This window comes from Paenibacillus nuruki (genome assembly GCF_001721045.1).
Lineage (GTDB): Bacteria > Bacillota > Bacilli > Paenibacillales > Paenibacillaceae > Saccharibacillus > Saccharibacillus nuruki.
Genome location: NZ_MDER01000025.1, coordinates 38,655 through 57,834 on the forward strand (window position 1 = coordinate 38,655; position 19,180 = coordinate 57,834).

Genomic DNA, 19,180 nt, shown 5'->3' on the forward strand with positions numbered 1-19,180 from the left:
TTGTACGCATAATAAGATTAAGTTAATGAGACCGTTCTTAATGATGACTTAGTACTTTTTGTACAAAATCTGTTTTAGCTTGCGTATAGGCTTCTCGATCATCTTTGTTATCTATAGCCAGCTTTTGCTTTAATTGAGCATATTGCTCTGCCCATTCTGGATGTGCGATTAAGCGATCACGAAACAGCAGTTGATTTTTCCATTGCTCTCCTTGTTGCAATACGATATGCAAATGAGCAACACGCTTATCATTGATTACTTTCACAAAAAATCTACGATGTTCTTTACCATCCAATTCAGGCGGTACATAATTCCAGTTTTCTTTTTCCAATACAGAAATGATCGCTGGTAATGAATCAAAAGAATCTGTGATTGCCATCATATCAATAATAGGTTTGGCTGGTAGATGTGGTATCGCTGTACTACCAAAATGTTGAATATCATTTATCGCAAACGGAGTTAATAATATCGTTAATTCGTTTTTGTACATATGCCCCTGTTCTACCCATTGTGGATCAGGTTGAGCAATTTCAATAGCTTCTGTTGCCCAGACAGGCCAAGTTGATTCATTGTGAATATCAGTCAATATGATCCTCTCCTTTTTAACCAAAATATCTGTGATATAAAGTACGCGCTTCTGCAATATCTTTAGTACCGTGCACCATTACACGTCCATCACGGAAAATAACAAGACGTTGTCCACTTTGCATCGTCATAGATACTAAAAAAGGAGTAACACTGACTTGATGTTCTTCCAATTTAGCTAAGCGCTGAGCGGTTTCTTGCAAGTCTACGGTTACTTTTTGTGCGGGACGAATCTGTACCGTGTCTCTACCGCATAATACTTCGGTTTTACTTTGACCGGCTTTTGTCAAATAAGGATACGTGGGTTCACTGCCACACGAAGGACAATGAGGTTTGCGTGCGCTACTCATTTTGATCGAGACTTGTTCATTGTTCCATAGGTCAAACGATAACAATGTACCTCGCAGTTGATCTACATTACCACTAAGTAACTTAATTGCTTCTGTACATTGATGAGCCACCACCATCTGCACAGCTGGAGGAATAATACCTGAAGTATCACATGTATCTCCTCCAAGTGGTGCAGATTCCATTAAGCATTGCAGACAAGGAGTAACTCCCGGAATAATCGTAAATGTAATACCATAGCTACCTACACAACCACCATATATCCACGGAATATTATATTTTTGTGATATATCATTAATCATAAGTCTTGTCTCAAAGTTATCGGTTGCATCCATAATAAGATCTACACCTTTAGCTAGATCTTTCATTTCATCAGCAGTAACATCTGCAATATGTGCTTGTATATCTACTTCAGAATTGATCTGTTGTAGACGACGTTGAGCAGCGATCGCTTTGGGCATACGCTCTTGAGCATCTTGCTCTGTAAAAAGTTGTTGTCGTTGCAAGTTGCTCCATTCCACATAATCACGGTCTGCAATAATGACTTTACCTACGCCTGCTCGCACTAACGTTTCTGCTGAACTCGACCCTAAAGCTCCAGCGCCTACAATAAGTACAGTAGCTTCTGCTAAATGTTGCTGACCTTTTTGCCCTAATGGAGCAAATCGTTCTTGTCTGGAGTACCGATTTTGTTGTTCAGGTTGTTGCTCTATGTTGGTAGTATTCACGTTCAAGTGGTAATCATCCCTTCTGCTGGGCTACTTGCCACAGCATACTCACGTACAGGAATCATGCCTGCTTCCCTTCCTAATCGACCTGCTTCTACCCCCAGCTTCATTGCTGTTGCCATTTGGACAGGATTGGTTGCACCTGAGACTGCACTATTTAGCAGTACTGCATCCGCACCTAATTCCATTGCATAAGCAGCATCTTTAGGAGAACGTATACCTGCATCTACAATCACAGGTACAGTCGCTTGATCGATAATCCATTGTAAAGCAGATGGATTGAGTATTCCTTTACCCGAACCGATCGGTGAAGCACCCGGCATAATCGCATGTACACCAAGTTGCTGTAGACGTTTGGCTAACATGTAATCATCAGAGATATACGGCAGAACAATAAATCCTTCTGCTAGCAAGACTTCGCAAGCTTTGACCGTCTCCAAAGGGTCAGGTAAAAGCAACGTATCATCTCCGATAACTTCTACTTTTATCATATCACATAATCCAGAAGCTTTTGCTAAGCGAGCGATACGGATCGCTTCTTCTGCTGTTTTGGCTCCTGCGGTATTTGGGAGTAATTTATATTTTTTGAGATCTAACATTTCCAGAAAGTTCGGTTCATTCACTTGATCTAAATTCAATCGTCTGACGGCAAAAGTTAGCACTTCTGTACCTGAAGCTTCAACAGCTTGATTCTGAATCTGTAAATCTGTAAATTTCCCTGTTCCTAATAATAGCCGTGATGTAAATGTATGTGTACCTATCGTTAACAAATCAGCCACCTCCTACAAAATGTACAATCTCTAATATATCTTTGTCTGCCAGTGCAATATGCGGGTGTTCTTCTTTTTGCAAAATTTGTTGATTATGCTCTACAATGACTGTTTTTTGACCGAGAGATAATGATTCTAGTAGTTTGGATACGGTATTGTATTCAGGTTCTACATATTTCCGATTGCCATTAATTATTAATTCCATGTAGACACTCCTTCGATTGTGGATAAAGATTTAGTTGATAGAGATTTCGACTTTCGTAAAGCTCGTTCTGGTGAAAAACAATCGGGAATATGAACTGTATGATTGTTTATGAGTGCCTCTGCTATCCATTTTGCTGTGCCAGCAGCCAACAACATTCCATTGCGATAATGACCTGACGCGGTCCATAATCCAGCGAGCGGTTGAATTTGCCCCAAGTAAGGTAATTCATCCGGTGTTCCAGGTCGTATGCCTGACCAACAACGTTCAAACGTAGCTGATCCCACCGCAGGTAGAAATTGCTCCGCTCCAGACAACAACTGAGCAATTGCAGAAATATCTACTGTTGTATCTGTACGTTCTGGTTTACTCGTAGCTCCGATCCAGATTCGATAATCGCTTTTGGGAATCATATAAATGCCTTCTCCATAGATCGTATGTCCAAGATACTGAGAAGGCGTACTAACTTCGATTAATTCTCCTTTGACCGGCACAAAAGGCAAATGATACTGCTCTGTTGCTAACAATTGTTGTGTACATAAGCCTGTTGTTAAAACTACTTGCTCAGCATGGATCTCTCCCTGATTAGTGATTACACCTGTAATATGATCTTTCTTTTGCGAATGTAGCAAGCGATATACTTCAGTCTCTGGATAAAAATCGACATGATATTGAATCGCTGCTTGAACAAGGGCTTGATTGAGCAAAGCTGGAATTAATTGCGGTTCATCTGGATTGTAGATCATGCCAGAAGGAGCATGAATATATGGCTCCACTTGTGCTAAATGTGAAGGACTCCACCACTCTTTGAGATCTACTTTCGAATCAGTATGTGTAGGAACAGCAGTCATGGGTAGCAAAAATCCTTCTGTTCGCAGTCCAATATCAATCCCTGTCTGCTCCAATAGATCAGTAGCCAGCTTGCTATAGAGCGATTGACTGTATAATGCCAATTGATACAACTCTTGATGAGCGAAATGTTCTGAATGAGCCGCTAACATTCCACCTGCTGCCCCTGACGCACCAGAAGCGGGTTGATTTTTTTCCAGCAAAGCGACTTTGACTCCTTGTTGTACCAGTTCATAAGCAAGCGCAGCACCGATAACGCCAGCGCCTACAACGATCACGTCATAATGATTAGTCTTACCATTCGATAGATGAACCATCCGCCGATTCACTTCTTTCCTAATGATTGTGATTGTAGATCGGTAAAAGTAACTTGTTGAATACTTTCGTTATATAACTGACAGACATGCTGTGGATGTTCCGCTTCAAAAATACCCGACATGACAGCTATTCCTGTAGCACCTGCTTGATGAATGTCTTGGCAATGTTCGGGTTGAATACCACCTATAGCAATCACAGGTATAGATACAGCATGACAAAGCTTTTCTAATTGATCTAATCCTCGTGGACTCAGATCTGGCTTAGAAGTAGTCGCATAAATATGTCCATAAAAAAGGTAATCGACCCCTTCATCTTGAGCTTGTAATGCTTGCTCTATGCTATGAACAGATCGCCCGACTTTCCATCGTGAAAGAGGATCATCTGTAGTTATATAAGACATATGTTCACTTAAATGCACACCACCTATATTCAGATTCACTGCTAATTGAGGTCGGCTATTGATCCTGATTTTGGATGGTGGCACTCCTGTATGAATCAACTGCTGGACAGCATTAATGACCTGAGAATCAGACCACTTTTTTTCACGAATATGAATAGCGGTCGTCCATGAATAGATCTGGGAAGCTATCTTTACAAGCTGATCGATCGATTGTTGACCTGTACTGATGGCATGAAGCTCCATAAGATATATGCTCTCCTTCCCTCAAAATATGTATAAGTGAACGCAAAAAAGCCACTTCTTATGAATAAAGAAGTGGCTAGTATAAACTTAGAAAATAATGATTCTTGTCTGAGATCAAACAAGATTATTATTAGAATAACGGACAACATATCGACAATCGTCATAAGCTAATTCTGTATAAAATAATTTCTACTCTATACAGTCAATGACTTAATCGTACATACAATATGATCTAACATTTCCGTAACTCTGCTACCACTTCCCTACGCTGGTATGATCCAGATCAGGTACAAAGGGTCCGAAAGCAATATCTACTTTCATCTCAGCCTCAAGCGGCCCCCCTAGTGCATTCAAGCTATTCGATTTGTTATTCATCTTAGCAAACAGATTTCGATAAAGCAAATCATTATAGAAATATAATATACAAATAATGTAAATCAAAAGCAAATATACATCCAAAATTATTATAAATAAATGATATTGTTAGCTTTATTTATAAAAATATTTATACATCTATTATTTTGCTTTAGCTTCAGACCATTGCTCAACATCCCAAATTTTAGTGACCCAATCTTCATAAAATTCAGGTTCATGAGAAACAAGCAAGATCGTACCTTTGTATGCTTTTAAAGCACGTTTCAGTTCGTTTTTAGCATGAACATCCAAGTGATTGGTAGGCTCATCGAACAGTACCCAGTTGCTTTCACGTAATAAAAGTTTGCATAAGCGTACTTTCGCTTGCTCTCCACCACTTAACATACGCATAGGACGTGTAATATGCTCATTTTTCAATCCACAACGTGCCAGGTGACCTCGAACTTCATTTTGACTCAAATGCGAAAATTCATTCCATACTTCATCAATCGGTGTCAATTGATCCGGGCGTACTTCTTGCTCAAAATAAGCCGAATGTAAATAATCGCCAAGATACGTTTTACCACTAACTGGTTGAAGTTTACCTAGAATTGTTTTGAGCAAAGTTGATTTACCTACACCATTACAACCTACGATAGCAATTTTCTCACCACGTTCAATATTCATAGTCATTTTAGGCAATAAAGCGTGAGTATAACCGATCTCGAAATCTTTACCTTCAAATACCGTTTTACTACTTGCACGTGCTTCTTTGAAATTAAATGTCGGCTTTGCAAATTCTTCCGGTTTGTCGATTCGCTCGATCCGATTTAATTGCTTTTCACGACTTTTCGCACGTCCTGATGTCGATGCACGTGCTTTATTTTTTTGAATAAATTCTTCTTGTTTTTTGATAAAATCTTGCTGTTTTTCAAACGCTTCAATATGTTGATGCTTTTGAATATCTGCCATTTCCAAAAACTTAGCATAATCAGCTGTATACCGATTTAATTTGGCAAATTCCAAATGATAAATAACATTAACAACTTGATTCATGAAATCCGTATCATGCGAAATCAATACAAAAGCATGTGGATAGTCTTGTAGATAACGTGTTAACCATTGAATGTGTTCTACATCCAGATAGTTGGTAGGCTCATCTAATAACAATACATTAGGCTTTTCAAGTAGTAATTTGGCAAGTAATACTTTGGTACGTTGTCCACCACTTAATGCTGTTACATCTTTATCAAGTCCGATCACATTCAAACCCAGACCATAAGCCATATCTTCAACTTTGGTATCTAGTAAATAGAAATCTCCAATTTCCAATTGTTCTTGGATATCACCCATTTGCTCTAACAATACTTCCAATTGTTCAGGTGAAGCATCTGCCATCTGGTTAGTGACTTCGTTTAGTTGTTGTTCTAATTCCAGTAAAGGAAGAAAAGCATCTTTAAGTACATCGCGTACTGTTTTTCCTTCAGTTAACTTCGTATGCTGATCCAAATAACCATAACGTACACGCGGAGCCCATTCGACTTTACCGCTATCTTTTAACAGTTTACCTGTCATAATATTCATTAGTGTTGATTTGCCAGCGCCATTCGCACCGACTAAGCCTACATGCTCTCCAGCAAGCAGACGAAAAGATACATCCCGAAATAATGTCCGGTCTCCAAAATTATGCGTTACATTTTCTACTGATAACAAACTCATGTTAAATAATGCTCCTGTCTATATTAAATATCTCTTTTTTAAATATGCACCGTTACAAAATTGCTACAGAGTGTATTGTAACATAAGCAGAAGCTGTCTAGAACTGAAAATTTTCATTTTTTTACATTCATTTTCTGATCAAGCAAATATATTTACTACTTTTTAAATAAATTTGAACACCGTTGTAAGTGAATTTATTACGAATAAATAAAAAAAACGATTAATAAAGCTGTAAATAGGTAGCCATTGGCTTGAACGATTCTTATTTATTGTCAAAAAGATAATACTCTCCAATTAGTAAATGATTAATGTATTAAAGGATTACGGCAATCACGTAGAAAGTATCCTGATTTCGCTGCTTCTTTGGCATCGGTGAATAAATCTTGAGCAGGCGCAGGTAACTTACAGCCATTAGGATATGCATATTTAATACCTGAATTAGGATCGACTGTTCCTAACCAAGAAGTCTTTTTCACTAATCGTCCTCCACCTAGCGCATAATTGTTGTAATAACCGCTACCTGTAGGAATTCCCTGTAAAAAAGATAAAATACCGATATCATTGATACTATTATTCCATTCCTCTTGCGAAATCGTTGGCAACGTAAATGTATAAGAAATCCCGTAACGAGAAGCATATTCATTGTGCTTGTTGATATAATAAGCCAAATCCTTTTGTATCGAACTAACGATAGCTGTACGTCTAACTTGCTCAAAGGTATCCATTTGGTCTAAAAGTGCAATATCTGTCTCATTAGCTAACTGCTCTGCTTGTCCATCTAATACTTCGCCGGTATTTGCTTCTGTCACATGAACAGTATGATCTAATGTAAATTGTATACTGTTACCTTGCGCATCTGAATACGCATACGGCTTTTTGGGATGCCATGTATGTCTAGCATTGGATGATCCATCTGCACCTATGTAATTTTCGGTAGCATAAATATAATATCCGTCATAATCTATGACAACAATAGCAGGAATATAATACAAAAGGTTTTGCTGAGCCGATTCATCACCACGAATACCAAAGTTCAAATAAAGTGTATTCAGAAATGTCTGTAAGGCTAGTTCTTTGTCTGCTCGAAAAAACTTCTCAGAAGAATATCCTGCTTCATATTGTTGCTGTTCATTAGTACTCATAACCTGACCTGCGTCTTGAGAAGCAGTCCGAAGTGCTGTAGTGTACGAAATCTGTAGACTGGATGCTTGTGACTGTTCATCGGTATGTAGTCCACTTAGCCAAAATAATGGAAAGAAAATAATTACGAATAAAATTGCAAAATCAGTAATCTTCATTGAGCACCATGCCTCCATAACGTGCAAGTACAGCAGAACGATTCTGATTTCCTTCAATCCCCAGCATCCCACGTAAGATCGCTGCCATGGTTCGATTGGTACTTTCTACTTTTACGGTGAAATAATCACCATTTTGTAAACGATATTGTCTGCTTGGATCATCTTTAGCCATACTATTTTCTGGATACAATACAGGGAGTATCGCATTCTCATAATACCCTTCATATACAGTAGTAAATTTATTTTCAAATGTATTCGGATTCGCAGGATCTGTATATTCAGGATGATACGTTTTGTGCAAATGTTCTAATTGAATAGTGTACTGATTCCCTGTGGCATTCATTTCACGGGTAAAATCATTGTACATTGTTGGAGTCACATATCCTTTGGTACGTACAGCATCGGTAAATTGAACAACTGCATTATAAACCATCATCTGAGAAAGATCGTCTTGCCGCTCTGCCGCCTGCATCGTCGGAAATACATATAATAAAGCTACCGCAAGAAAAGCGGCAAATACTTTGGACATCGAATTCATAGCGTTCTCCTTGATCCTTCTTAGCTAAATTGAATAGTCACTATATTCCCTTGCTGATCGGTCTGGTAAGTGACCTGATACGTACGCTGTACGTCTATTTTCAGTAATGCAGATGGTTCAGGTTGTATATGATGAGGATAAAGAGAATGATCTATTTGCATATCGACACCGATCTCTTGAATCTGAGCTATCGACTGCCTGACCTGTGCGCCTGTATATGTCAGCGGTTCTGAAACGCCAATATACTGCTGAACACTTTGTTTTTGACCCTGCATCACGGGTTCTGATAATTGAGTGACTTTCTGCATTCCACCGCTCAAGTAAAGCGCCGCTAGGCAAGCTGTTCCAAACAAAAATAATTGAACAGCCAGCCATAACATACTTTTTGTACTATTATCCATAGATCATTCCTTACTGTTGTGTGAAAACAAGACCGCGAACTACATTAGAACGATCTTTGATAATCGCTGCTTTGAATTTACCACTTGGATTAACATACTCGGCACTTGATTCGGCCATTGTATTATTCATATCCCCATTAGCTTTAGCGGTTACGGATCCATACGAATCTGAAGTTAATTCTCCGCTTGTATTTAACGTATTGCCATACCATTGTCCGTTAGACCCTTTGTTTTTACCCGTTGTTACCTGAACACCAAACTGTTCTTTGCCGCTGAACTTACGCAAAGCATTCGTTACTTGAGAACCACTTATAGTTGTACCATCATATACTGTATAAGAAGCTTGAGATAATTCAGTTTGGATATCCGCAAAGTTATTTTGTGCAGTCTTGGTAGCTTCTTGAGCAGAAATAAATAAAATAACAACAATCGTAATCAAAGCAATCGTTAAAAATATTCCTGCGGCTACCTTCAAAGCAGTTGAAGCATTATTCATTGTAAAATCCCCCGTTATTGGTTTTGTAGTTTATACGTTAATAGTTTATGAATAGCTATATTTTCTGAATCTGATCATAATACACTTCCATCTGGCTAAAGCTCATACCGATTAACGGTAATACCAGATAAAGGAATATCAAAGCATACATAGGCGTAAAGCCAATCATTTTTCCCCATGTTGCTTTCGTTTCGATCATTTTTTCATATTCTTGACGACGCTGTTCAAAGTAATAAGACATATCACTTTCTAGATCATCAAATGCTTGTGGAATCGGAATTTTATCTACGGCTAGATGAAGTTTGTCGACTAGCTTACCGAATTCAGGAAAAGAGACTTCATCTTTGAGCTGTTCCAATGCATCTTCAGGTCCATGTTCATAATGAAGTAAGCATTTCTGTAACGGTAATTTGAAGATAACGGCGAATCGATTCATCCATTCCAAAATCACTTCGACAGACATACGATCCATTCCACTGAGCATGGAGATCACGGTATGAAATTGATATACTTCGTGCTTCATATCCATACTTCGTGCTTTTTTCTGGAAATACAGCATCCATACAGGGACTTGATAAGCAATCAAAGCCATCATAAGGGCAATCAGCAACTCCCACCAGCGAAAATATTCACTATCATATGCTTTGAGCTTGAGCAAAATGCGATCCGTTGTGGTATTGATCTGCTCTTGATCTCGAAACTTGCCAGAGTTGTTCACCTGTATTGCAATCTGCTCATAAGTCACTTGACTAGACAATCCGACAGAAAGCATAATTTGACGATCCAAGTCAGCTAATTCCTGCGCGTTTTTTTGTTCATCTATAGACATAGAGCCAAATAACATATCGTTTTTGACAGGCGCATATAGAATCATTTCTTTGGATTGATGATGTAGAATCATTCCTGCTGATAAAGTAACGACGAAACATAAGATGCAAAGTACTAATCTGCGTACTTGTAACCACTCCACTGTAATTCTGGCATTTACATCATTCAATAATTTGTCTAACCGATACTTATGAAGTGGATTTTCTCCTGCCGATGCTAGAAAAACAATTTTGTTAAACCATTTCCATTTCAACAATGCTTGTTCCCAGGAACGATAATCTTTCCCTGCTCGATACGTTGTCTCATCGTAAGTTTGTAATTTTTGAAGTAACAGATAACTAATGAGAATCAAGATAAAAATAAAAATACGTGCGATAAATCCTAATTTACTGGTATAAAAATCATCCATTGCTGGAAAATTACTACGTGCCCATTGTTCGATTGGATTGGTAAAAAAGATTGGCACAAGCACAATAATGTTTAGACTTTTAAGCAGATAATCCAGCTTATCTCTTCGTAAAATCTCTAAATGAATCTCTTTAGTGAGATTACTGAGTCCTCTAAGATACATAGAACCGTCTTGCCTTACTTTATCCCCATATTCCATCACCATACCGGATATACCGGCAAAAGCTTTCAGAAAGCGGTTAGGAGCTGTCTCATAATACTGTTCTAATCGTTCTTCTGGATGTTGGTCGGTTAATGCTTCTACGATCAAATTCGCATGGAGCGCAATCTCAGGAGCGGCATATTCTGACGCTTCATATAGAGATTCATCCACCATTCCATGACGGTGATAATGATGTCTGACATCTGCTAGCAAATCGACCATTTGACGCAGCAGTCTTCGTTCTAATCGACCTGCATAAGCTTCGATAAACATGCCATTGAGCACTACAGCAGCAATACAAAGCATAATAAAGAACAAAGGGTCAGGATTACGGATCATAAGGATCACTATCGATCCACCTAGTATACCTATAATCATCCATGTTACTGCCATCGTACGACGACGTAATTCCCATTCTTCATAAGCATGAATACTGGTAAGCCGTTTACGGATCCGAAGCACATAACTTCCTAATAATGGAACTTTCATTGCTACCATATACGATTGCTGTAGCGTCTGATAATGCCATGCTTGCCATCGTTTGCGCAGATCATGATTTTTCTCAGAAGGCATCATTGCTGTTAAATGACGACTACGATTATGCTGTATCCGATAAAGTATGATAACAACTGCCATTCCAACTGCACATATAATCAATACAGCGATAAGCAAATGCTTGATACTCATACCACTTGCCCCCAATACGTATGTACAAAACGTTCAAACGAAACACGATCTTGCGTTGTCATTTGCTCCTGCATTTCGATCTTATTTTTTGTAGATAACGGATGAACAGCTACATATACACCATCATGGTATTCAATAATATTACGTGCAATAAACGTATATCGCTGGTTATGACCTTCTTCTTCACTTAGATCTGCTACAGGTACACATTCAGTGATACGTTCAATATAACGTTGTCCTTCTGCATCTCTTTTCAAATGAATATCAAAGTTAATGACACTAACGACTTGTTCTTCAGCGATCACTTCATTTTGGAAAACCCCTGTTTTGAGCAATGAGTTACGAAGCGAATAGATCAGATCACGAAATGTTTTGGCATGATGAGTAAAAATAGTGAATAAGCTAGCTACCTGTGCCATCTGAATCATCCATGCAGCGACTTCATCAGTAGCAACTTCTCCCAGAATATTAACTGTTCCATCGGTTTTTTTCTGCACATCTAGACCTTGTTGACCAGATACATTTTCAGTTTCACGGAAGCTCAAAATATTACGTCGACTATAGATTTCACGCAAATGAAGTTCTGACGCCATTTCTTGTACACGCAATGTATACGAAGCGTAGATATGCTTCACCAGTGCCATCAACAATGTTGTTTTACCAGAACCTTGAGCACCTGTTATCGATGTGATTCGTGCTCCTTTCATCAAGTAAACCAGCATTTCAATCACCATTGCCGATTGATCGCCACGAATCAATTGTTCTAAGGTAGCATTTTGCACGTCAAATTTACGTACAAAAAATGCCCATGATTCTGCAAAAGGAGGACGTACAACGACGATCCGTGAACCATCTTTCATTTCATTTACTTTGTATCCATTAGCTTCAGACAATTGCCCTGGATGATTGTATTTATAGATATTTTGACAGACCCGTTTTAATTCGCGCACAGACCCAAAGCTTAAAAAAGATAAGTGAATAGATTTACCTTTATAAAATAGCCATACGCTTTCCCATCCTTTAGCAGGTGCTTCAACAACTTCATCTTTAGGATTAGGCATATACCGTGGTGTCAGTTGCCCTGAGTCTTCCAATACACCACTGACCCCGCCACTTACTCCATCCACTCGTTGATCTCTAATTTCATCAATAACAGAAAATCCTTTATAATGCTGATAGACTTTTTGCGTTACAATATCTAACTTTTCTTCAAAAGTTAAAGGACGATATTCCTGTCTAAAAATCTGCTGAATATCATGATCTGTTATAGCATAAGATAAGCTATCTCCATCGGTTTCGATTAATTTAGGCGCTGCTAGATCATATGTATCAATCAGCATCGATAATCCATCACGTCCATATTTGCTAATATAGCGATATAACAAAATATCGAACTGTTCACCTGTTGTTAATCGTTCTTCTTGATCAAACGGAATAATCTGATTGATATTGGTTTCATTTAGCCCGTATCCTTTGTGTAAAAGACCTGCAATAAAATCTTTGACATAGCGCTTATCCATTATATCTCCAGAAATACAGCCTTTTAACGCTTGACGTAATTCGGTACGCTTTGCAATTCTACGTCTATACTCTTCTTCATTCAGACCATAATCTGATAAACGACTATGGCTCATATCATGCAATTGATCTTTAACATATTGAATCAATGCAGACAATGTATGCTCCTGACTATGATTGACAGCGATATCATTACCTGCAAGGGCTGCACGACGATGACGTGCAAACAAAAGTACACCCAGAATCAGCAGAACGATAATAATCAAAGTCATATTGATTCCATTTTCAAATAGCATGAAGCTTCCCCTCTCCAAGCTGCTTATGATCATGTCCTTCATTTAACTGTTCGAGTACATGTTCTGTTAACATAGTCGCTTGCTTAAAGAGTTCCACATATTTACGCGGCTGAGCCACTCCCAGATTCCGACGAACAAAAGGAAGCAATGTCTGTACATTCCATGCATCTCTAAATTGAGCATCATTTTCAATAGCGAATATATTTTGCTTCAAACTGTATTTGCGACGAATATTGGATATCGTGCATTTGGAATCTGGATCATAAGCACCCAATACAGTTGTCCATGGTTGCTGATGAATCGATGCCCATTGCTTGCTAGTAGTAAAAAAGGATTCTAAATGATTGATATTCTGGCTCATATTGACGACTACACCATCTGCATACTTCAACAATTCCACTTTATCCATACCTGAACCTATATCTACAATCACAAGATCATAATACTCATTCGCAATATTCAAAATATCATGCCAATCGGAATCTTTATCTATCACTGTCTGGTTGGATTGAATCATTGTACCCGGTAGTAGGTCTAATCGATCTTTTAATAAAGGAATCGTGTAATCAGATATATTATTTTTGTTCAGCTTGCGTGAAGATAACAATCGACGCACACTATCAATACCAATATCTGATTCCTGATAAGCGGTAGATACGAGAGTACCATGAGCCATTAATCCGCTCTCTATACTTTCGCCTTGAGCTTGATTATGGCAGACCAATATGCGTAAGCGATATTGTAGTGCTGCTGTCAAGGTAACTAATGCGGTATGTGAAGATGTTTTACCATGACCTGCTTGCGGACTCCAAAACATTACTGTACTCATGCTCTTTTCCTTTCTGCTTGTTTAAGCGCTTTTTTAATTTCTTTATTTTCCATTCCGCTGATCTGACCTGTAAGTTCACACAATCCTTTTTTGAACAAACGGGATAATGGACGAATACGTAACTTTTCTGCATATTCATTTTCTAACTTCAGAGCCATATCCGATTCTGTCCATGGAATAGTAACAATCTCTGTATTCCAAGCAATCGGTAAATGATCTAAATGACTGCGGATATATTGCGATTCTAATGAACAATCTATTGTATGAATAAACGTTAAATGAAATGAAGGGACAAAAGTGGCTTTATCTTGAGCTTGCATCTGTTGATACCACTGTTCGAACCAGTTAATACTTTTGTCGATTGTCAATCGATCATAATCGCTTACCCAGACATGTTCCTCGGCACTAATCCATTGCTCACGATTATAAAAAGTAGTCTGTTCTACATCACAAAGAATATAATCGTAGTGCATACAATCTTCATCTGTATGGGATAACTGTGTATTAATATGTTCAAAAGCTTCAAACCCTGTCGCTAAATCAAATCCGGCAAATTCAGTAATAGTCTGTCTATAATCCGAATTGCCACTGTAGTAGCGATAACGATGTTCTAAAGTCGCATCGATTAATAATACTTTTTGCCCGGCTGAGGTCATCAAGGCACAAAGGGATAACATTAAATCTCGCTTATCGCACAATCCTGTAAATATCCAGGTTTTCAAACTGCTCAATCCTTTCTTTTGGTAAAGGGTATCGTTTCTAGTTTCGATCTATTGGGATGTAAAGGCTTCAGATGCGTTGTTTTTATATATCGAATTCTCAGTATTGGTAGAACTATTATCTGTAGTTGTCTGTTCGTTGTTAGATGTATTCATTTCCTGATTAGAATTGTTGTTATATGAACTTGCTCCACCTGACTGATTGTAGGATTGTCTTGTAGATACAGCAGATTCTGCTGCCGATTGAGCAGACTGTGCAATATTGAGTCGTTGTTCATCGGATAGAGCTTTAAGATCTAATTCTAATTGCTTCCGTACATTGTCTAATAAATAACGTTCTGCTGTGCCTACGATATTAGGATCTGCTTTCATTAAATTTAATACTTCAGCGTTAGAAGGGTACGTAGGAATAGCTTCTTTTTGTAATTCTGGTTCTACATAACTAACAGCGTACAATGATGCTTTATGCAATAACGCATCTACGGTTGCACTGGATAATGCTAACATTTCGTCTTCTTTTAAAGTGGTCCATATGGTTGGGTAATCTAGATTATTTAATTTCTTTTTGGTTAACACAATATAATCTTGTCCGGTAGGAAATTGAATCCTAATATCAATCGTATCTCCTTTTTTGATATCTGTAGGCATTAAGATGGTGTTTAGTTCACGATTACGCATATCATCTGTAGTCGGCTGTTCTTCATAAATCATCGAAGTGGTGATCGGCATATTACGGGTTAAATTAATTTTAGTTGTTTTACCGACTAACTCATTGACTGTAGGTAAGAGATGATCTGGCAAAGATTGCTTAGGCAAATTGATGCTAACTAGATCTTTTTTAGTGATTTCTTTGCCTGCTGTTACTTCTTGTGAAGGTACAAATACAGTTACACGTTCTGTACCTTCTTCTAATGTGCGTATCTGCTGTTCATAGCGTGCTCTAAGTTCATTCTGATCATGTTTGAACTGAATACTAGAGTAAATCACATATCCTGCAAAACAAAGACCAATCGCCCCTGCTCCGCATAAACCTGCATATATTAAATGCTTGGTGCGTTGTCTGATTTTAGACAATGTTATAATCTCCTTCATTTCTGCTTTTTAACGTAGACTAAAGCGAAATTTTTTTCTTTTGATAGGTGCTGGGATAATACTATTGAAAATAGTTTGTAGAGCGGTATCCATCTGCGCATGTTGATCAAAAGGATCAGGTTGCCATGGTAACGCATAGACTTGCTGAGTCTCCATCTCTTTGCTTATCCGCTGTGTCACTTCTTGTGTAGCCAAAGGTAAACAATAATGCCATTTGTTTTGCGGATGACGTTGCAATTGTTCTGCAAACTTCAAAATATCTTGATAACGCCATTCAGCTCCCGATCCTACTACAATCGGAATATCGGATCTTAAAAACTCTTCTAAGCGCTCATTGTCTTTGTAGCAACCGAGATCAAGTACGAGAAAGCGATAACTTCCACCCAATAAATTCACTACTTCTGCACGTGCTGATTCTCGCCAATAATCTACATGTTGTATTTGAAATTTACGATCAAGCGGGTTGGAGCTTCCTCCTGCAACCGATTGAATTCTTGCAAATGTTCCAGGTACTCCATTCATTTCTGCTAGGGCAACGCCGCCTCCATGACGGGCAAGATAATGGGCGATTGCTATAGCTGTATGTGTTGTTCCTGTACCTGATGCTGTGCCAATTACAGCCACTACCATCGTCGCTTGTTGCATATTTACAGCGCTAGAAAATGAATTCGGATAGATAGGCGCTGTATTTTCTTGCACCGCTCTGCGTATTGCTTCACGAGCTTCAGTAGCATTTTGAAAACGATCGATTGGACGCTGTTGTAGCATTTTGCGTAATACAGGGATAATTCCACGAGGAAGATCGCTACGAATAAATTTCTCCATACCGGGCATCCATTCGCTATAATGACCTCCTGTAGCTAGATACAGAATTAATGCTCCTAATCCATACAAATCAGAACGACTATCCGTTTGTCCACTACCATATTGTTCGGGTGCAGCGAATCCAACTGTTCCTAATTTCACTGTATCTTCTGTTTCTTCTGGCTTAAAGTTGCGTGCAATTCCGAAATCGATCAACCTCATATCTTGCATCGGCGTGACCATCACATTAGAAGGCTTCATATCTCGAAAAACAATCGGTGGTTCACGATCATGTAAATACTCTAGTACTTCGCACAATTGATCTGCACAGCGCATAATAAAAGACGCTGTAATATATTCAGGATGTTTTTTGAATTGTTGATCCAATGTAATACCTTCAATATAATCCATAACTAAGTATGTAAATCCTTCAGCATCAGGCTCAAAAAAATCTACAATTCTCGGTAAAGAAGGATGACTCAATGTAATTAACATCTGTGCTTCATCGGCTACATTTACAAATTGTGATGGCGCAGAGACACTTTCTTTGATCGCCCACGATCTTCCGAGTAACTTCAAGTCATGAGCTAGATAGACATGACTCATACCACCACTGCCTAACTTTTGCTCAATCCGATAGCGATCTCCTAGTACCATGCCATATGCTAATTTGGATGAATGAATCATAGATATACCTCCTTGATTACAGTTTGTTATTCAGTCATATCGTCTCCATATCAAAAAATGCAACAAAAAAGGGAAAGCTTCCGCCACACTGAAAATAACCCTGTTAGGATTAGTTGTTTCAGTGGACGGGATGCTTTCCCTGTCCGTTGCACTTCAATTTGAATTTATTATAAATGATAAAGTCGGGATTTGTAAAGAGTTTTTATAAGACTATTTTCCTACATAGTTCAATATGATCATTTTTGAGCAGCATAAGCGTCTCGATTACGTTGCACTTGTTTGACATGCAATTCTAAATGAGATACACAAAGTTTCTCTGCAATCATACGTGCAGTCAGGGTTCCATCTTCTGTATGCTCACCTGTACGTTCCCAATCTTCATCACGAATCTGCTCCAAAACAGGTGCAAAAGCCCTACGCATCGCGATCAATGCTTGTAGGTGATGTTCCATATTAAGTGAACTATACTTTAGATTTTGTGCCCATAGATCTTGATCAAATGCTCTAATCACAGGATTTTCTTCAGCCAAGACTGATTTCAATCGGGATTGAAGCATAATTTCTACATCAAATAGATGAACAACGATCTCATGAATGCTCCATGCTTCTGGTGCTGGTTTAAAATCAATTTCTGCTTCAGGAATCGCGCGAATCTGTTCTACAAAATGCTCCATATCCGGTAAATAACGATAAATTGCGTTTTGCATAAGTACACATCCTTCTCCACATTGATCTTTATATTGATATATCCAATGATCTGATCAACCCTATTTTATCAGTATTTGACCATATAGAGCGTAATCTCGTCACGGTTATGAAATAATTGCTTCGCACGTTGAACCTGCATACGCGCTTCTTCAAAGGTGCTAATGACTTCTTTGATCAAAGCCAGTGGCTTTTTGTTCATTAACTTCACTGTAACAATCACAGTTCCGCCCGGCACAACAGCATCTAACATACCAATAACCAATTTAGCTGTTAACTTAGGGCTCCAGCTCATATCACAAACCAGTAGATCAAATTCATTCGGTTTGAATTTGACATCAGCTGCATTTTTTTTGACTACTTTAAGATTAGGAATATTTTGTAGAGAAGGATCCATTTTAGCTGGATCTACTGCTGTCACTTGCAATCCTTTATCCAGTAGAAAAGAAGTCCAGCCTCCCGGCGCAGCACCTACATCAACCGCAGAACGAAACGCAGTAAAGTCGATTCCAAATACACGTTCTGCTTCAAGTAATTTGAATTTGGCACGTGAAATCTGACCTTCTTCTCGTTGGAAACGAACAGCTCCACCATTCCAATCCGACAGATTATCTGTTGGCACCGAAATGCCTGCATACAATCGTTCTGCTGTCCAAAATACAGAGACTACTTTGTCTGCATCCTGTACTGCAAAATCAGACTGTAAGCCCATTAGACGTTGTTCAAGCAGAAGCCGTAATTCAGATGCATTTTCTTCTGGCGTAGCATCAGCTGTTTTGCGAATATGCACAGCTAGACGAATACCTTTCAATTCATCACGTTTCAATAGTAAATCGGCTAATACATCAAATGGATGTTGCGCTGCATCGATCTGATCCAATACCAGATCATAATGAACCGGTTGAATATGACGTAAGAACATAGGTGGTTCTGCTAATAAACGTTGTACCACTTGCTCACTAGCTACAGGTAAAGTTAATAAAAGCACTTCAGAAGCAACTAAAACAGAACTTTTTACAGCTCCGAAAGCTCTTTTTAATTCTTCTTGTGCATAAGGAGCAAAACCGTGATTAGCTGTTCCGATCCAGCGAGAATCGCTTTGTTGCTCTTGTTCTTGCGTATTGTTTTCTTGGTCATTCATGAGTTAATGTTCAGC

19 protein-coding genes, 1 pseudogene and 1 riboswitch are annotated in these 19,180 nt (G+C 38.6%); all 20 genes and pseudogenes read right to left on the reverse strand.

Going from position 1 to position 19,180, the window contains the following annotated elements; all coding sequences use genetic code 11:
- Positions 1 to 37 precede the first annotated feature (37 nt).
- Positions 38 to 586: a GrpB family protein gene (locus tag PTI45_RS02550; protein ID WP_069325969.1), complete on the reverse strand. Its 549-nt coding sequence runs from the start codon at positions 584 to 586 to the stop codon at positions 38 to 40.
- A gap of 16 nt (positions 587 to 602) precedes the next feature.
- Entirely contained in the window at positions 603 to 1,661 is a 1,059-nt protein-coding gene (locus PTI45_RS02555; RefSeq protein WP_069326042.1) for a MoeB/ThiF family adenylyltransferase, read from the reverse strand.
- Positions 1,662 to 1,663: 2 nt separating this feature from the next.
- The gene (locus PTI45_RS02560; RefSeq protein ID WP_069325970.1) at positions 1,664 to 2,431 is read right to left on the reverse strand and encodes a thiazole synthase; all 768 of its coding nucleotides are present in this window, start codon (positions 2,429 to 2,431) and stop codon (positions 1,664 to 1,666) included.
- A gap of 1 nt (position 2,432) precedes the next feature.
- Positions 2,433 to 2,636: a sulfur carrier protein ThiS gene (gene thiS, locus PTI45_RS02565; RefSeq protein WP_069325971.1), complete on the reverse strand. Its 204-nt coding sequence runs from the start codon at positions 2,634 to 2,636 to the stop codon at positions 2,433 to 2,435.
- The gene (gene thiO / locus PTI45_RS02570; protein ID WP_069325972.1) at positions 2,627 to 3,799 is read right to left on the reverse strand and encodes a glycine oxidase ThiO; all 1,173 of its coding nucleotides are present in this window, start codon (positions 3,797 to 3,799) and stop codon (positions 2,627 to 2,629) included. The genes thiS and thiO overlap by 10 nt, the downstream gene beginning before the upstream one ends.
- A gap of 8 nt (positions 3,800 to 3,807) precedes the next feature.
- Positions 3,808 to 4,443, reverse strand: coding sequence for a thiamine phosphate synthase (locus tag PTI45_RS02575; RefSeq protein ID WP_069325973.1), 636 nt, complete (start codon positions 4,441 to 4,443; stop codon positions 3,808 to 3,810).
- Positions 4,444 to 4,686: 243 nt separating this feature from the next.
- Positions 4,687 to 4,796: riboswitch (TPP riboswitch) on the reverse strand.
- 163 nt (positions 4,797 to 4,959) lie between these two features.
- Entirely contained in the window at positions 4,960 to 5,853 is an 894-nt protein-coding gene (locus tag PTI45_RS24605) for an ATP-binding cassette domain-containing protein (protein ID WP_425415563.1), read from the reverse strand.
- A gap of 74 nt (positions 5,854 to 5,927) precedes the next feature.
- A pseudogene (locus PTI45_RS24610) lies at positions 5,928 to 6,516 on the reverse strand (ATP-binding cassette domain-containing protein); the annotation flags it as partial.
- Positions 6,517 to 6,821: 305 nt separating this feature from the next.
- Positions 6,822 to 7,814 carry a hypothetical protein gene (locus PTI45_RS02585; RefSeq protein WP_069325975.1) on the reverse strand — a complete coding sequence of 331 codons (993 nt, stop codon included), beginning with the start codon at positions 7,812 to 7,814 and terminating at the stop codon, positions 6,822 to 6,824.
- On the reverse strand, positions 7,801 to 8,352 hold the full coding sequence (locus PTI45_RS02590) for a hypothetical protein (RefSeq protein WP_069325976.1): 552 nt from the start codon (positions 8,350 to 8,352) through the stop codon (positions 7,801 to 7,803). The genes PTI45_RS02585 and PTI45_RS02590 overlap by 14 nt, the downstream gene beginning before the upstream one ends.
- 20 nt (positions 8,353 to 8,372) lie before the next feature.
- Complete coding sequence (locus PTI45_RS02595; RefSeq protein WP_069325977.1) at positions 8,373 to 8,753, reverse strand: hypothetical protein; 381 nt, start codon at positions 8,751 to 8,753, stop codon at positions 8,373 to 8,375.
- Positions 8,754 to 8,763: 10 nt separating this feature from the next.
- A complete protein-coding gene (locus PTI45_RS02600; RefSeq protein ID WP_069325978.1) occupies positions 8,764 to 9,249 on the reverse strand; it encodes an ABC transporter permease in 486 nt (161 codons plus the stop codon).
- Between the two features lie 55 nt (positions 9,250 to 9,304).
- Positions 9,305 to 11,374: a hypothetical protein gene (locus PTI45_RS02605; RefSeq protein WP_069325979.1), complete on the reverse strand. Its 2,070-nt coding sequence runs from the start codon at positions 11,372 to 11,374 to the stop codon at positions 9,305 to 9,307.
- The gene (locus PTI45_RS02610) at positions 11,371 to 13,188 is read right to left on the reverse strand and encodes a P-loop NTPase family protein (RefSeq protein WP_069325980.1); all 1,818 of its coding nucleotides are present in this window, start codon (positions 13,186 to 13,188) and stop codon (positions 11,371 to 11,373) included. The genes PTI45_RS02605 and PTI45_RS02610 overlap by 4 nt, the downstream gene beginning before the upstream one ends.
- Positions 13,178 to 14,017, reverse strand: a complete 840-nt coding sequence (locus PTI45_RS02615) for a hypothetical protein (protein ID WP_069325981.1) — start codon at positions 14,015 to 14,017, stop codon at positions 13,178 to 13,180. Before PTI45_RS02615 ends, PTI45_RS02610 begins: the two co-directional genes overlap by 11 nt.
- Positions 14,014 to 14,739, reverse strand: coding sequence for a hypothetical protein (locus PTI45_RS02620; protein ID WP_069325982.1), 726 nt, complete (start codon positions 14,737 to 14,739; stop codon positions 14,014 to 14,016). Before PTI45_RS02620 ends, PTI45_RS02615 begins: the two co-directional genes overlap by 4 nt.
- Before the next feature lie 48 nt (positions 14,740 to 14,787).
- Positions 14,788 to 15,810 carry an SAF domain-containing protein gene (locus tag PTI45_RS02625; protein ID WP_069325983.1) on the reverse strand — a complete coding sequence of 341 codons (1,023 nt, stop codon included), beginning with the start codon at positions 15,808 to 15,810 and terminating at the stop codon, positions 14,788 to 14,790.
- 27 nt (positions 15,811 to 15,837) lie between these two features.
- The gene (locus PTI45_RS02630; RefSeq protein WP_069325984.1) at positions 15,838 to 17,319 is read right to left on the reverse strand and encodes a serine/threonine protein kinase; all 1,482 of its coding nucleotides are present in this window, start codon (positions 17,317 to 17,319) and stop codon (positions 15,838 to 15,840) included.
- Between the two features lie 236 nt (positions 17,320 to 17,555).
- Positions 17,556 to 18,026 carry a DinB family protein gene (locus PTI45_RS02635; RefSeq protein WP_069325985.1) on the reverse strand — a complete coding sequence of 157 codons (471 nt, stop codon included), beginning with the start codon at positions 18,024 to 18,026 and terminating at the stop codon, positions 17,556 to 17,558.
- Positions 18,027 to 18,094: 68 nt separating this feature from the next.
- Positions 18,095 to 19,165: an SAM-dependent methyltransferase gene (locus PTI45_RS02640; protein ID WP_069325986.1), complete on the reverse strand. Its 1,071-nt coding sequence runs from the start codon at positions 19,163 to 19,165 to the stop codon at positions 18,095 to 18,097.
- Positions 19,166 to 19,180: the final 15 nt, after the last annotated feature.